The 15,009-nt window shown below is 41.7% G+C and carries 10 protein-coding genes; 9 read left to right on the forward strand and 1 reads right to left on the reverse strand.

What is annotated here, in order from left to right; all coding sequences use genetic code 11:
- Positions 1-10 precede the first annotated feature (10 nt).
- Both EJ103_RS06855 and EJ103_RS06860 read left to right on the forward strand, forming a co-directional pair.
- Complete coding sequence (locus tag EJ103_RS06855; protein ID WP_126006675.1) at positions 11-739, forward strand: CpsB/CapC family capsule biosynthesis tyrosine phosphatase; 729 nt, start codon at positions 11-13, stop codon at positions 737-739.
- Entirely contained in the window at positions 732-1,451 is a 720-nt protein-coding gene (locus EJ103_RS06860) for a VpsP family polysaccharide biosynthesis protein (RefSeq protein ID WP_164521614.1), read from the forward strand. The genes EJ103_RS06855 and EJ103_RS06860 overlap by 8 nt, the downstream gene beginning before the upstream one ends.
- Positions 1,452-1,671: 220 nt before the next feature.
- On the opposite strand, the gene rsmF is transcribed toward EJ103_RS06860, so the two are convergent.
- Positions 1,672-3,123, reverse strand: a complete 1,452-nt coding sequence (gene rsmF, locus EJ103_RS06865) for a 16S rRNA (cytosine(1407)-C(5))-methyltransferase RsmF (RefSeq protein ID WP_126006677.1) — start codon at positions 3,121-3,123, stop codon at positions 1,672-1,674.
- Between the two features lie 265 nt (positions 3,124-3,388).
- Here rsmF and EJ103_RS06870 point away from each other — a divergent pair, with 265 nt between their 5' ends.
- The 7 genes from EJ103_RS06870 to EJ103_RS06900 all read left to right on the forward strand — a co-directional run bounded on the left by EJ103_RS06870 (position 3,389) and on the right by EJ103_RS06900 (position 15,007).
- Positions 3,389-4,075, forward strand: coding sequence for a GntR family transcriptional regulator (locus EJ103_RS06870; protein ID WP_024032638.1), 687 nt, complete (start codon positions 3,389-3,391; stop codon positions 4,073-4,075).
- A 268-nt stretch (positions 4,076-4,343) separates the two neighbouring features.
- Positions 4,344-5,222, forward strand: a complete 879-nt coding sequence (gene prpB, locus EJ103_RS06875; RefSeq protein WP_055253209.1) for a methylisocitrate lyase — start codon at positions 4,344-4,346, stop codon at positions 5,220-5,222.
- 47 nt (positions 5,223-5,269) lie between these two features.
- Entirely contained in the window at positions 5,270-6,397 is a 1,128-nt protein-coding gene (prpC, locus tag EJ103_RS06880; RefSeq protein ID WP_126006678.1) for a 2-methylcitrate synthase, read from the forward strand.
- A gap of 116 nt (positions 6,398-6,513) precedes the next feature.
- A complete protein-coding gene (gene acnD / locus EJ103_RS06885) occupies positions 6,514-9,123 on the forward strand; it encodes a Fe/S-dependent 2-methylisocitrate dehydratase AcnD (protein WP_126006680.1) in 2,610 nt (869 codons plus the stop codon).
- A gap of 12 nt (positions 9,124-9,135) precedes the next feature.
- Complete coding sequence (gene prpF / locus EJ103_RS06890) at positions 9,136-10,302, forward strand: 2-methylaconitate cis-trans isomerase PrpF (RefSeq protein WP_126006682.1); 1,167 nt, start codon at positions 9,136-9,138, stop codon at positions 10,300-10,302.
- A 525-nt stretch (positions 10,303-10,827) separates the two neighbouring features.
- The gene (locus EJ103_RS06895; protein WP_126006684.1) at positions 10,828-13,851 is read left to right on the forward strand and encodes a hypothetical protein; all 3,024 of its coding nucleotides are present in this window, start codon (positions 10,828-10,830) and stop codon (positions 13,849-13,851) included.
- Between the two features lie 64 nt (positions 13,852-13,915).
- Positions 13,916-15,007, forward strand: coding sequence for a hypothetical protein (locus EJ103_RS06900; protein ID WP_126006686.1), 1,092 nt, complete (start codon positions 13,916-13,918; stop codon positions 15,005-15,007).
- Positions 15,008-15,009 lie beyond the last annotated feature (2 nt).

Raw genomic sequence — 15,009 nt, forward strand, 5'->3', positions numbered from 1 at the left:
ATAAGTTTGTATGATTGATATTCATTCGCACATTTTACCTGAGATTGATGATGGCGCTAAAGACTTGTCTGAGTCTTTAGCGTTATTGCATATGGCTCAGTGTGATGGAATTACGCACATGGTTGCTACACCGCATATACACCTAGGCCGATTTAATAACTTTGCCCCTAGTTTAAAAAAAAATCTAAGCTTTTTACAAAATGAAGCTAAATCGGCTGGCCTTAGCATTAAAATTGCGCTGGCGGCTGAAGTAAGGCTTGATGTAGAGTTAATGAGTCTTATTATTGACAATAAACTTCCTTTTATAGGGCAGGTTAATAACACTAATTACTTATTGTTAGAGCTGCCACATTCGCACGTACCCCAAGGGGTTGAGCAATTTATAAAATGGTTACATAAAAATAATATTAAGCCAATTATTCCACATCCCGAGCGAAATCGAGATATTCAGGCAAACCCGTATTATATTGATCGCCTACAGCAACTTAATTGTGAGTTTCAGTTAACCGCTTCGAGTATTCAGGGTGAGTGGGGCGAGCAAGCCCAAAAAATTAGCATTGATATGCTCAAAAGAGGCTGGGTTAGTTATGTTGCAAGCGATGCCCATTCAGTTAAGCGCAGGCCACCTATATTAAGCAAAGCCAAGCAAACAGTATGTGATTTACTTGGGCCTGATAAAGCACATGATTTATTTGTAGCTAACCCTGCTAAGCTTACAGAGGCCCTATTTAGTGGTTAACTTAAAAACTATTAAGCACTTACATATTTTTTTACTGGCGCTTTTAATAATGACAATATGTTATTCATCGGTGCAGAGTATGCGTGCAAACTCGTGGTATTTTAATTCATTAAACCTAGCTCACGCGGTAGTAGAAAACCCAACTCCTCTCATAGATGTACAAAATGCCCAAGTGGAGCAAGCTACAAAAGCGATAAATTTAGCTTTAACGTTAGAACCACATCAAGCCCATTACTGGCACTTTTTAGCGTATCTTAATCTGCTAAGTTTAGATAATGAGCAGGTTGGTGTTGTAAACGCTTTATCTGTGTATAAAAGCGCTGAGGTTAGTTTATTAAATTCTGTTAAATTACGTGGTTCGTGGGCTGAATCGTGGATATTATTGGCACAAGTGGTTAGTTATCAGCAAGGCCCTAGCAAACAAGTGTTTGAGTACATAAATAAAGCTTTAAATACAGGTCCATACAAACTAGAAGTGCACCTAGGAATTATACAAATAGCATTAGCCAATTGGCAGCAGCTAACCCCCCAATACAAAGCACAATACGTTAAATCGCTAATCAAAGCAGCGCAATATGGCTATAGGTTTAATAAGGTTTATAAAATAGCGAATGACCTAAATGCGATGTCTACTCTTTGCCTATCACTACAATTTGGTAAATCGTTTGACCATATTAAAGAGCGCTATATATATAAACAAAACTGTTTATAAAAACGCCCAGAGCCATTGTATACGCTCTGGGCTACAAATGGCTCTTAGTTGAGCCTTGCGCTAACTAAATACACTTTCGCAATTCTTAGGGAGAAGAAGAAAGTACCTTTAAGTGTAGTTAACTAATTTGCAAAACTCTAAATTTTGTTTGTTTATTAACCGCAAATGATAACAAAGACTTAATAATATTGTGCACAGGTTACCCTTTGTGTTGGGTGCTTTATGCCCAGCTTATTAACTGGGTGTTTTGCACTAGATCGCGTGGCAAAGAATTTTTGACCTTATTTTTTTGCCACTTCCCCAGTCCTATCGGGCAGCCACATAAGGTTAGTACTACTTCGCCGCTGGCTTTTGTAACGTCTTCTAGGCGTATATCTTTACCATTAAAGTAGTCGCTTGCTTGCTCGTTTGTTAAAGCATATGTATTGCTTTTGCATTCATTACCAAACACGGTAGCAAACTCGTGAGTTAGTCTTACGCCGTTTTTATGAATAATACCTAGTTGAATACCTAAACGTGCGTATTTTATTTTGTTTTGAACGGCTTCAAACCCATCAGGGAATAACCACAGTTCTTTATCGCGCTGCATTAACTTACCTGGCAGTGTTTTTAAGCCAAACTGTTTTTTAAGCTCGCTCATAAAAGAAGTGGTTTGTTTTTTATCAAACTCGTTAAACGGAAACGCACCTTTTTTAACGCTTTGGGTTGGGTTATTGCTGCTTGCAAGTTTTTTAAACTTAGCGATAAAAAAACCTTCGCTGTCGAATGTTTGCGGCCATACATGTAAATAGCCCTCGGCGGTTGTGGCTTTTTCTGCCCCTTCAAATAAATCACTTAGCGATTGCGGCTCAATATAGTCGCCAAATTCATTCAGTAGGTAGTTGCATACTTGTTGGTTTTCGAGCGGGGTAAGCGTGCAGGTTGAATACACCAACGTACCGCCTGGTTTTAATGCGTAAAAAGCGCTTTTAATTAAATCTTTTTGAACTTGAGCAATTTCTATATTTGATTCTATTGACCAGTTTTTAAGTGCATCGGCGTCTTTACGTACGGTACCTTCGCCAGAGCAGGGTGCATCAAGCAAAATGCTATCAAAGCATTCAAACATATAGTTACCAAATATGACGCCATCAAAGTGCGAAAGCGCACAGTTACCAACGCCCATACGTTTAAGCGTAGCGCTAAGTACTTTTAAGCGTGATGACGAAAGCTCGTTGGCAACAAGTACGCCTTGGTTATTCATTATTGCGGCAAGTTGCGAAGTTTTAGAGCCAGGCGCTGATGCCATATCAAGTACGTAATTATCTTGTAAATCTGAGTTTTCAATACTTTGTTTTAGTGCCATAGGCGGCAGCATTGAGCTTGCCTCTTGCACGTACATGGCGCCGCTTAAATGTAAGTCGGTATTGCCTAATGCTAAGCTTTGCTCTTCATCGCTTGGGCGTTCTAGCCAAAAACCCTCACTACACCAAGGTATTGGTGTAAGTTGCCAGTTTTTTTTCTCTGCACGGTGTTTAAATTCGGCAACGCTAATTTTTAATGTATTTACACGAATAGATTTTCTGAGAGGGCGACGGCACGCGTTTATAAAGTCGTCTAAATTGAGGTGCGCAGGTAAATAGGTTTTTACGTCGTCAATAAAATGCTCAGGAATAAAAGTGTTGGCGTTCACGCGTTGGCTCGTACATTAAAAAATAAAGCGCGATATTAGCACTTTTAAAGCACTATTTCAGTGTTAAATAGCGGCTTTATAATTTATTGGTGTGTCGACACATTGTGTTTTTAGTTTAATTTTAAAGTAATTTTATACGACTTTAGATTAACAGTGTCGACAATGAGTGTGTTTTTTACTCATTTTCACCTTAGGTGGGGTTGACATGTTTTTTTATTAAGCACATAGTTAACCCATCAATTGTCGACAATTTATTTATAAAGCCATGACGCAACCTTTTTTAAACGATACACCTATTACTACAGCATCTGATCAAGTGTTTGTTGATATGCGCCGTGAAATAGTAGAAGGCAGCATACAGCAGGGCAGCAAAATATCGGAGCCTGAGCTTGCAAAGCGCTACGGTGTAAGCCGTGCGACGCTTAGAGAAGCGCTTAATCGCTTAGAAAGCTGTTACTTAGTGGAGCGTAAAGCCAATGTAGGTTGCCGAGTAGTGGCGCTAACCGCAGAGCGTTTAATTGAAGTATACCAAGTACGCAGCTCGCTTGAAGGCTTAGCATGTAGGCTTGCTGCCGACAATATGGCAGCTGACGAAGTTAAAGGCTTAAAGCAATTACTTAACCAACATTTGCAAACGCAACGCGTTAAAGAGGGCGAGTCGTACTATCAAGAAGCGGGCGATTTAGACTTTCATTATCGCATTATTAAAGGCAGCAAAAACGCTCATTTAATCCATTTGTTATGTAACGAGCTTTACCAATTAATACGTATGTACCGTGTACAAATGGGCATGGTAGGTCCGCGCGTATCAAAAGCGTTTGACGAGCACTTAGCTATTATTAACGCGATAGAAAACCACGATGGTGAACTTGCCGAAATGCTGATGAAACGACATATCAGTGCATCGCAAGCAAATATTCAAACCAAATTTGATGTATACCAATCAATATGAGTATTCGAACAATTTAACTGATTAAACCGCTCTATAACGTTGTTAAGAATTTTTTATTTAGAACCACTAAACATAAAAATTATTGCCTAGTTACAGAACGATTTTCTTAGCGTTAAATAGACCTCATACACATACAGATTGGTATTTGTCATAAACAAAAATTTTATAAAAGCTAAAAGCTAAAGCTAGTAACAGTTAAACAGTCTCAATGTCAGATTAAAAATATAAGTTACTCCATGTAGCAACCGTTCAAAGTGAGGAGAAAATAATGTCAGCAGGATTAAAATTTAAACAGGCCATTGCGAATAACCGCCCATTACAAGTAGTGGGTACTATTAATGCCTACACAGCCATGATGGCTGAAAAAATGGGCCACCAAGCTATTTATCTCTCAGGTGCCGGTGTTGCGAACGCCTCTTACGGTATGCCCGATTTAGGCATGACCAGCCTTGATAATGTACTTGAAGATATTCGCCGTATTACTGGTGCCAGCGATTTACCACTACTGGTAGATGCCGATACAGGCTGGGGCGGGGCGTTTAATATTGCGCGTACCGTTAAAGAAATGACCAAAGCAGGAGCAGCGGGTTTTCATATTGAAGACCAAGTAGCGCAAAAGCGTTGCGGCCATCGTCCTAATAAAGAAATTGTAAGCCAAGGTGAAATGGTCGACCGTATTAAAGCCGCAGTTGATGCAAAAACCGATAGCGATTTTTACATTATGGCGCGTACTGATGCGTTTCAAAAAGAAGGTTTAAGCGCCGCGATTGACCGTGCAGCTGCCTGTGTTGAAGCGGGCGCTGACGCTATTTTTGCAGAAGCCGTGCACGACCTTGCCGACTACCAAGCATTTGCAAAAGCGATCAATGTACCAATTTTAGCTAATATTACAGAGTTTGGCCAAACGCCTATTTACACCAAAGAGCAGTTAAGTGAGGTAGGTGTTGAAATGGTGCTTTATCCACTTAGTGCGTTTAGAGCAATGAATAAAGCCGCGCTTAATGTGTACTCTGCCATTTTAAATGAAGGCTCGCAGCAAAGCGAAATTGAGAACATGCAAACACGCGCCGAGCTTTACGAATTTTTAGATTACCACACATACGAAAACACACTCGATAACCTTTTTTCATCAAAATCTGACAAATAATAACTATTAAAATAGATAACACACACAAATTTAGATAGGAGAAGATCATGGTAGATAAAGCATTAGGCGGAGCAGGTTTACGCGGGCAAGTTGCAGGGCAAACAGCATTATGTACAGTAGGGCAAACAGGCTCAGGTTTAACGTATTGTGGGTACGATATTAGCGAACTTGCCGAAAAAGCACAGTTTGAAGAAGTGTCTTTTTTACTTTCACGTGGCGAACTACCTACAGCCAATGAACTAGCCGAGTATAAAGCTAAATTAAAAAGCTTACGAGGCCTGCCAGATGCACTAAAAACCGTGCTTGAAAATATTCCTAAAGACGCGCATCCAATGGATGTTATGCGTACCGGTTGCTCAATGCTGGGTAACCTAGAAATGGAACTTGATTTTAGCCAAGCAAACGATGCGATTGACCGCATGGTTGCAGTATTCCCAAGTATTATTTGTTACTGGTACCGCTTTACTCACGATGGCGTGCGTATTGAAACAAAAACTGATGACGACTCAGTGGGCGCGCACTTTTTAACCCTCTTACACGACAAAGCACCGAGCGAGCTTTTTGCGCAAGTAATGAACGTCTCGCTAATTTTATACGCAGAGCATGAATTTAATGCCTCTACATTTACTGGGAGAGTGTGTGCATCAACGCTTTCTGATATTCATTCTTGTGTAACGGGCGCTATTGGTACGCTACGTGGGCCACTGCATGGTGGTGCAAACGAAGCCGCTATGGATATGATTCAGGGTTTTACAAGTGCAGATCACGCTGAGCAAGAAATCATGGGTATGCTAGAGCGTAAAGATAAAATAATGGGCTTTGGACACGCTATTTACCGTGAGTCAGACCCACGTAACGTTATTATTAAAAAGTTCTCTGAAAAACTAGCTAAAGAGGTGGGCGATGATGTGCTTTACCCAGTGTCGGTTAGGTGTGAAGAGGTTATGTGGCGCGAGAAAAAACTGTTTTGTAATGCTGATTTTTTCCATGCATCGGCGTACCACTTTATGGGTATTCCAACTAAGTTATTTACGCCAATATTTGTGATGAGCCGTGTTACAGGCTGGACGGCACATGTTAAAGAGCAGCGCGCTAATAACCGTATTATTCGCCCAAGTGCTGATTACACAGGACCAGAGGCGCGCAGCTACACGCCAATTGAATCAAGAGGCTGATTAGTTACACATAATACCAACCCGTAATAATACTTAATTAAGCGGATTGGTATAGGGTGAGCAATACGCTCACCTCTTGCCTTTTATTTCCCGTCACCTATTAGCGAACAGATATTATGACCATAATTAATAACACCCAATACCGAAAACCATTGCCCGGCTCAAATGTGGATTACTACGATACGCAAGAAGCCGTTGATGCAATAAAGCCTGGTGCTTATGCCACATTGCCTTACACATCGCGTGTACTTGCCGAAAACTTAGTGCGCCGCTGTGAGCCAGATATGCTAACCGATGCGCTTAATCAGCTTATTGAGCGTAAGCAAGATTTAGATTTTCCGTGGTATCCGGCGCGCGTGGTGTGCCACGATATTTTAGGCCAAACTGCATTAGTTGATTTAGCAGGCCTGCGCGATGCAATAGCTGCAAAAGGTGGGGATCCGGCAAAAGTGAATCCGGTTGTGCCAACACAGCTAATTGTTGATCACTCATTAGCGGTTGAGCATGCAGGCTTTGACCCTGACGCGTTTGAAAAAAACCGTGCAATAGAAGATAGACGCAACGATGACCGTTTTCATTTTATAAACTGGACTAAAACCGCCTTTAAAAATATTGATGTTATTCCGCCTGGTAACGGCATTATGCATCAAATTAACCTTGAAAAAATGTCGCCTGTTATTCAAAACCGCGATGGCATTGCATTCCCCGATACCTTAGTTGGCACCGACAGCCACACCCCGCATGTGGATGCACTTGGCGTAATTGCTGTAGGTGTTGGTGGGCTTGAAGCCGAAAGCGTAATGCTTGGCCGCGCCTCTTACATGCGCCTGCCTGATATAGTAGGAGTTGAGCTTACAGGCACTCGCCAGCCAGGGATTACCGCAACCGATATAGTGCTGGCTATTACAGAGTTTTTACGCGCTCAGCGTGTTGTATCGACCTATTTAGAATTTTACGGCGAAGGCGCTGATGCACTAACCCTTGGCGACAGAGCAACGATTTCAAACATGACACCAGAATTTGGTGCCACTGCAGCCATGTTTTATATAGACGATAAAACAATTGATTATTTGCGTTTAACAGGGCGTGATGAAGAGCAAATAGCGCTTGTAGAAAACTACGCTAAAACGGCTGGCCTTTGGAGCGATAGTTTAAAAACCGCAAAATATGAGCGAGTGCTTAAATTTGATTTATCAAGCGTTGGACGTAACATTGCTGGGCCTTCAAACCCACATCGTCGTGTATCCACGAGCGATTTAGCCAAAGAAGGTATATCAGGCGTTGTTGAAAACGAAGAAGGCTTAATGCCAGATGGCGCCTGTATTATTGCCGCTATTACCAGTTGTACTAACACCAGTAACCCGCGCAACGTAATTGCTGCCGGCTTACTTGCGCGTAACGCAAATGCCAAAGGGTTAATGCGCAAACCGTGGGTTAAAACGTCATTAGCACCGGGTTCAAAAGCGGTGCAATCATACCTAGAAGAAGCGAAATTACTCCCTGAACTTGAAAAACTTGGCTTTGGTATTGTGGGCTTTGCCTGTACTACCTGTAACGGCATGAGCGGCGCGCTTGACCCTGTAATTCAACAAGAAGTGATTGATCGCGACTTATACGCAACAGCGGTACTTTCGGGCAACCGTAACTTTGATGGGCGTATACATCCGTATGCTAAGCAAGCGTTTTTAGCGTCACCGCCATTAGTGGTGGCTTACGCTATTGCCGGTACTATTCGATTTGATATTGAAAAAGGTGTACTAGGGAAAGATCAAAATGGTAACGATATAACGCTAAAAGACTTATGGCCAAGTGATGAAGAAATAGATGAAGTAATCAAACAAAGTGTAAAGCCAGAGCAATTTAAAAAAGTGTACGAACCTATGTTCGATTTAACCGTAGATTACGGTGAAGACAACGACCCGCTATACAATTGGCGCGAGCAAAGTACCTATATTCGCCGCCCGCCATACTGGGAAGGCGCCCTTGCAGGTGAGCGAACCATGACCGGCATGCGCGCCCTTGCTGTACTTGGCGATAACATTACAACGGATCATTTATCGCCTTCAAACGCTATTATGGCAAGTAGTGCTGCGGGTGAATACTTAACTAAAATGAATGTTCCTGAAGAGGATTTTAACTCGTACGCAACGCACCGAGGCGATCACTTAACAGCGCAGCGCGCTACATTTGCAAACCCTAAATTGTTAAACGAAATGGTGCGTGATGAAAACGGCGAAGTTAAACAAGGTTCATACGCACGATTAGAGCCACAAGGTACTAACACACGTATGTGGGAAGCAATCGAAGCTTATATGCAGCGTAAACAACCACTCATTATTGTAGCCGGCGCCGATTATGGTCAAGGCTCATCGCGTGATTGGGCTGCAAAAGGGGTAAGGCTTGCAGGCGTTGAGGTTATAGCTGCAGAGGGCTTTGAGCGTATTCACCGTACTAACTTAATTGGTATGGGTGTTTTACCGCTTGAATTTAAACCGGGCACTACCCGTAAAACGCTTAACATTGATGGCAGCGAAAGCTTTGATGTAAAAGGTGAGCCAACACCAGGTGCAACGCTTGATTTAGTGATTACACGTAAAAATGGTGAGGTTCTAACAGTACCTATGAAATGCAGATTGGATACCCAAGAAGAACTTTCTATTTATGCCGCTGGTGGTGTATTACAGCGCTTTGCGCAAGACTTTTTAGAAGCTACGCAATCAGCATAAGGGGCGTGCATTATGTTTAAACCACAAATTAAAGTACCAGCAACTTATATGCGCGGCGGCACCAGTAAAGGTGTATTTTTTAAGTTAACTGACTTACCCAAACCTGCCCAAGTGGCAGGTGAGGCGCGCGACAATTTACTGTTACGCATAATTGGTAGCCCCGACCCATATGGCAAACAAACCGATGGAATGGGCGGTGCAACATCAAGTACTAGTAAAACGGTTATTTTAAGTAAAAGCGAGCAACCTAACCACGATGTGGATTATTTATTTGGCCAAGTGGCAATAGATAAACCCTTTATAGATTGGAGCGGAAATTGCGGTAATTTATCCAGCGCAGTAGGTGCGTTTGCTATAACGAACGGCTTAGTTGATAAAAGCGCAGTACCCGATAACGGTGTAGCTGTGGTACGTGTATGGCAGGCTAATATTAAAAAAAGCATTTTAGTTCATGTGCCTATCACCAACGGCGAAGTGCAAGAAACTGGCGATTTTGAACTTGATGGCGTGACCTTTGCTGCTGCCGAAGTAAAGCTAGAGTTTTTAAACCCCGCAGATGGTGAAGGGGCGTTATTCCCGACAGGCAATGTAGTGGATGACTTAGAAGTACCAGGTGTTGGTACTTTAAAAGCCACCATGATAAACGCGGGTATTCCTACTGTATTTATTAATGCCGCGGATATTGGCTATAGTGGCACTGAGCTGCAAAGCGATATTAATAACGATACTGACGCACTTAAAAAGCTTGAAACTATTCGTGCCTATGGCGCAGTCAAAATGGGGTTAATAGCTAATATTAACGAAGCGCAAACACGCCAACATACACCTAAAGTAGCCTTTGTGGCTGCGCCATTAGATTATAACGCGTCAAGTGGTAAGTTTATTGAAGCTACAACAATTGATTTATTAGTACGTGCTATGTCTATGGGCAAGCTTCATCACGCTATGATGGGCACAGCCGCAGTCGCTATTGGCGCAGCCGCCGCTATTGAAGGTACGCTTGTTAATGTGGCCGCAGGTGGCGGGACATTGAACGAAGTTAACTTTGGTCACCCCTCTGGCACGCTAAAAGTAGGCGCAGAAGCTAAAAAAACAGCTGGAGATTGGCAAGTTACCAAAGCAAGTATGAGCCGTAGTGCTCGTGTGCTTATGGAGGGCGTAGTTAGGGCTTTGCAATAAGCCGATTTTAACGTTTTATATTGAGTCATTAACGCTACCCCTAGTGGTTATTGACTCTTAAAATGTTTAGTTTTAAAACTAAACAACGCAAACATTGTGTTTAACAAATCCCCCTTCCAAAAAGCCTACAAAACTAATTCTTTTTCATTATATCAGCGCTTAGATGGTTTTTTTTTAACGTATCTGACGCATTTACTTGAAGAATATTATTAACAAACTAAATTAAATGTAATATTCACTTAATATAGTGGATATATGGTACGCCAGAGCGATGCTTCTTAATGGTTTTAACATATGTTATTGAAAAATAGTAAAGCCTATGAAGAAGCGTCGTTTAAATTTAGGTAAAAATTTGTACTTGAAATGTATAAAAATGTAGCAAAAACTCATTACTTAATGTTACTTTAATCAATAAGTAACAAAGGTTGTTATTGTGTGTCTGTTTATGTTTTTTTGTAAACTTTCACGCGTATATTTAATAAAATAATTTTCTGATACTCATTGCAGGCTATCAAGGAGAAATAAATGGCACAGCGTATGACTAAAATTACCCCAATTGCAGCATCTGTTGCACTTACACTAGGTTTAGCGGGTTGTGGTTCAGACAACGACAGAAACACTTACGTTCCTCCAGTTGAATCTGTTACTTCATCTGATGACGCTCAATTTAACGTAGAAATAACAGGTAAAGCTGTTAAAGGTGCAATGAAAGGTGCCGTTGTTAGCGTGATGACACTTGATGAAACAGGGCAAAGTGTTCCAGTTGCATTTAGATTAGAAGCATCAGCAGAAGCTGAAACGTTTACCGGCGAAGCAACTTCTCAAGATGCGGCAGATGCGGCAGTAGAAGCTAGCAAAATAGCAGGTAACCCAGATGCGCTAGTAACCGGCGATAATGGTAGCTACAGCATTTACCTTGAAGATGACTTTACAGGCCCTGTATATATTACAGTGACTACTGCTGAAGAAGGCGATGATAGCTTCTTACGTTGTGATGCTTACGTTGGTTGTGGAACTTACGATGATGCGCCAGAAGCAGATGACGTAAACGATGGCGATACTAACATTGAGTTTGGTGAATGGTACAAAGCCGACTTAGAGCTTTCTGTTGTTAAATATGTAGCTGCAGCAGAAGCCGACTCATCTGATACGAGCGGCGCAGCAGGCGATGCAAACGTAGCACGTTCGTTTAAAGCGAATGTAACATTTTTAACTACGCTGGTTGCTCAAGCCCTACTTGAAGCCGAAGGTGAAGTTGACGCTGATGCTATTGCATCAACAAGCTTAAATACAGTGATCCAAATTTTTGGACCAGATGCAGCGGTATTATTATCAGCGCTTATTGGTGACTTATCAAACGGTGGTGCAGTAGATTTAAGTGATGTAGACGGTGAAGAAAGCCTTTCGCAAGGCGTGTTGATGATTGCACAGCTGTCGTCTTCGGTTCAAGGTTTACCATCAATTTCTGATACTATAGCGGGCATTAAAGCTGGTATTGCAGCAGGTACTTTAAGTACAACTGATATTGCAGCAACCTTACAAACAGCCGTTTCTAGTACTGCAAGCGTGTTTGTAGCTATTGCAACGGGTGATGAAGATGCTATTAAAGCGGCATTAGAAGCAGCCTACTTAGCAAATAACCCTAATGCATCAGCTGCTGATATTGCTACATTTGCACAAAACTCCGCTGGTATTGCAGCTAAAGCAAAAGAAGCAAAAGACAATGCAGTTAAAAATGGTGCGGCAACCGATGCAGAGCTGGCAGAACTTGCAGGTACTGTGCAAGAAGCTCTAGAAGAGCTGGGTTGTACTGGCGATGAGTGTGTTGCAGGCGATGACTTTTTTGCAGATTTAGCAGTTGCTTTATCAGCGCAAATTGATGCATCTTCTACTGAACTTTCTGCTCTGCAAACATCTATAGATACTGCTGAAGAAATGCTTGCTGATGTTCAAGACATGGGTGATGCCGTAACTGACGCAGCTACTGCAATTGAATTTGTTGCGGCTGTAGCTGCACTTGAAAATGAAGCTGAAGCAGCGGATTTAGCAACGGCAACAAACAAGGTTTATGTGCAAGCACAAGGCTATGTTAGCACTGCGTCTTTATTAGTAGCTCAAAGCTCTGATTACCAAGGCATAGAGGATTCTGCAACTGCACTACAGGCATTAGCATTAGTAGAAGTAGAAAACGTAAGTACATACGATGCAGCACTTGCGCAGTTAGTACTTGATGCAGAAGCCGCTATTACTGAGTATGAGATTGAAGTAGAAGCCGCTAAAGAAATTGCTTTGAATACTGCAGATGTTGCAGATGAAAAGAAAGCCGCTGCAGATACTGCAGAAGCTGCTTCAACAAGTGCACTTGCTGATGCGCAAGCTGCTGTTGACTCGGGTGACGATGCACAAGCAACTGTTGAATTAGTTGATGCTGCGGTAATTGCTGCGTCAGATTTTTCTGCTGCTGTAGATGCACTAGAGCTTGCGATTGAACAAGCACTAGAAGCAGCAACTGAATATAAAGCTGTAGCAGTAACTGAAGCTGATATGGATGAAGCTGCTGACTTAGTTGAAAGTGCAGAAACGATGGCAGAAGCTGCTGAAACTCAGGCTGAACTTGCAAACGAGCAACTTGTAACTGCGCTTAGCCTTCAAGCAGAAGCAGAGCTGGCGGTTGCAACGGCATCTGTTAAAGAAACATCAGAATCTCTTTCTACGATGACAGTATTAACAAGTACCGGTGGTGATGCACTTTACGACACAGCTGAAGTGTTATTTGATGTATTTGAAGAGCTTGCCGATATGGGTAACTCTGGTGAAGGTACTTCAACAACGCATCCTGAATGGGCATACGACTACAGCTTAGATGATTTAACGCTAATGCTTACTAATGCGACGACCGGTAGCGAAATTACAGCGTCTGCAGCGTATCAAGATAACCAATTGGTTGTTGCTTGGGGCGGCATGCTAAATACCGAAACCGATGCAACTGTTGAGCTTGTTACGGGTGATGTAGCCGCAGATGCACTTGAAGAGTGTCAAGCATTTGCTGATGGTACAATTACTGACTCTACGCAAATTGATTCGTGTTTAGTATTTACGTTTGACGGTGATGTGAGTGCAGATACCGTTGATGACGCTGAGCTTACGATGACGCAAGCGTGGAACCGTGTTGAAATTATGGACGGTGACTCAGACTTTATGGGTACACTTAACTTAAGCGGCATGGAAGAGACAGACATGGCTATGCTAGAACTAGCAGGTATGTCTGGCGACTTAGACTTTAGCGTAATGTCTGAGGTGGATAGCAGTGGTGATGAAGACATGACCATGCTTGAAATTAAAGTAAATGGCGACGCTGCAATGGGTTACACGCTGTCTATCTCGGGTACTGAATCAGCTGGTTACATGGGCGATGTTAAAGCTATGTACGATGGCATGATGATGACCTTTGGTACAGCAACTAAGGTAACAAACGGTGTTTCAATTACTTACATTGATGATGAAGTAATTGAATACACAGATGTGACTTTAATTGACTCATCTAACTAATACTTAAACTATAAAAGGGAAAAGCTGTGTGCTTTTCCCTTTTTTTATAGAAAGCGATTAAATTATGAAAAAAAAAATTCTCTTGTTAGGATTTTCAACTGCTCTACTTTCACCTCTAGCTTCTGCAAATAATCAATTTCAAATATTTACTCACTTTGACGCCGAAATTTACACTGAGGCACAGCCAGTACAAGCATTTGTAGATGATTTTGACGAGCCTATTAAGTCTGGCGATAGTGCATTTACTTATAATATTTTTGAAATTGGCGTGGGTTACAACAATTTTAAAGTTGGTTTGCAGAGCCGTTATGACTACGTACTTAATTTTGATCCCGATACTGCACTTTATACTTATTTAGAAAAAAACGATTTACCCTTTGAAGAGCGTTTTTACACGTATCAGCTAAATGCTAAGCAAGTGACCTCTAATGGGGTGTTTGTTTCATACGATTTTAAATTTTTAGATAAAAACGCGCTAACTATTACACCAAAAGTGTCTGTTTTTGCCAGTACACATTTTCAAGATGCCTCTGTAGATGGGCGAGTGTTTAGTGACGATGTAGAAGGCAGCATTACTGCTGATTATAATTTTTCGAAAGATATTTTATTTAAAAAATTTACTCCCTCGCAAAACCCTGAAGGCCTAGGCTATAGCTTAGATATTTTTGCTGATTGGCAAGTAAATGACGATTTAAAAGTAGGGCTAAGTGTAAAAGATCTGCTTTATAAAACTGACTTTGATGATACCGGCGCGGTAAAAGGGCAAACAACAGAAATCCCTTTCAGTGAAGATGAGAGTGGTAATGTTACCTCTACTCCGACTGTTTCTCTTCAAACATCTGCTTTTGGTAATACTCAGTCACACACACTTGATATGGAAATGCGTATTACCGCCTTTGCCGATTATCGAATCAACCGCCGGTATTCAACGGCGCTTACAATCAAGCAGTACGACGAAGATACATTTAGTCAGCTAAAAGGGCGTATCCATTTTTGGGAACATTGGAAGGTACAAGCTGGCTATGAAACAAAAAGTGAGGCGTTTTTAGTCGGTATTGAAAACGAGTACTTTGGTCTTAATTTACAAACCGACAGCTTAGATTTAGATAAAGCTTATTATGCGAATGTAAATTGGTACATGAACATTAAGTTTTAAGG

Origin of the sequence: Pseudoalteromonas sp. Xi13 (assembly GCF_003952205.1) — a bacterium.
Lineage (GTDB): Bacteria > Pseudomonadota > Gammaproteobacteria > Enterobacterales > Alteromonadaceae > Pseudoalteromonas > Pseudoalteromonas atlantica.

What these genes read in the sequence shown, in the direction of transcription:
- prpC (WP_126006678.1), top strand. Translation starts at nt 5,270, where the DNA reads ATGGTAGATAAAGCATTAGGCGGAGCAGGTTTACGCGGGCAAGTTGCA.
- EJ103_RS06855 (WP_126006675.1), top strand. Translation starts at nt 11, where the DNA reads ATGATTGATATTCATTCGCACATTTTACCTGAGATTGATGATGGCGCT.
- EJ103_RS06870 (WP_024032638.1), top strand. Translation starts at nt 3,389, where the DNA reads ATGACGCAACCTTTTTTAAACGATACACCTATTACTACAGCATCTGAT.
- EJ103_RS06900 (WP_126006686.1), top strand. Translation starts at nt 13,916, where the DNA reads ATGAAAAAAAAAATTCTCTTGTTAGGATTTTCAACTGCTCTACTTTCA.
- EJ103_RS06895 (WP_126006684.1), top strand. Translation starts at nt 10,828, where the DNA reads ATGGCACAGCGTATGACTAAAATTACCCCAATTGCAGCATCTGTTGCA.
- acnD (WP_126006680.1), top strand. Translation starts at nt 6,514, where the DNA reads ATGACCATAATTAATAACACCCAATACCGAAAACCATTGCCCGGCTCA.
- prpF (WP_126006682.1), top strand. Translation starts at nt 9,136, where the DNA reads ATGTTTAAACCACAAATTAAAGTACCAGCAACTTATATGCGCGGCGGC.
- prpB (WP_055253209.1), top strand. Translation starts at nt 4,344, where the DNA reads ATGTCAGCAGGATTAAAATTTAAACAGGCCATTGCGAATAACCGCCCA.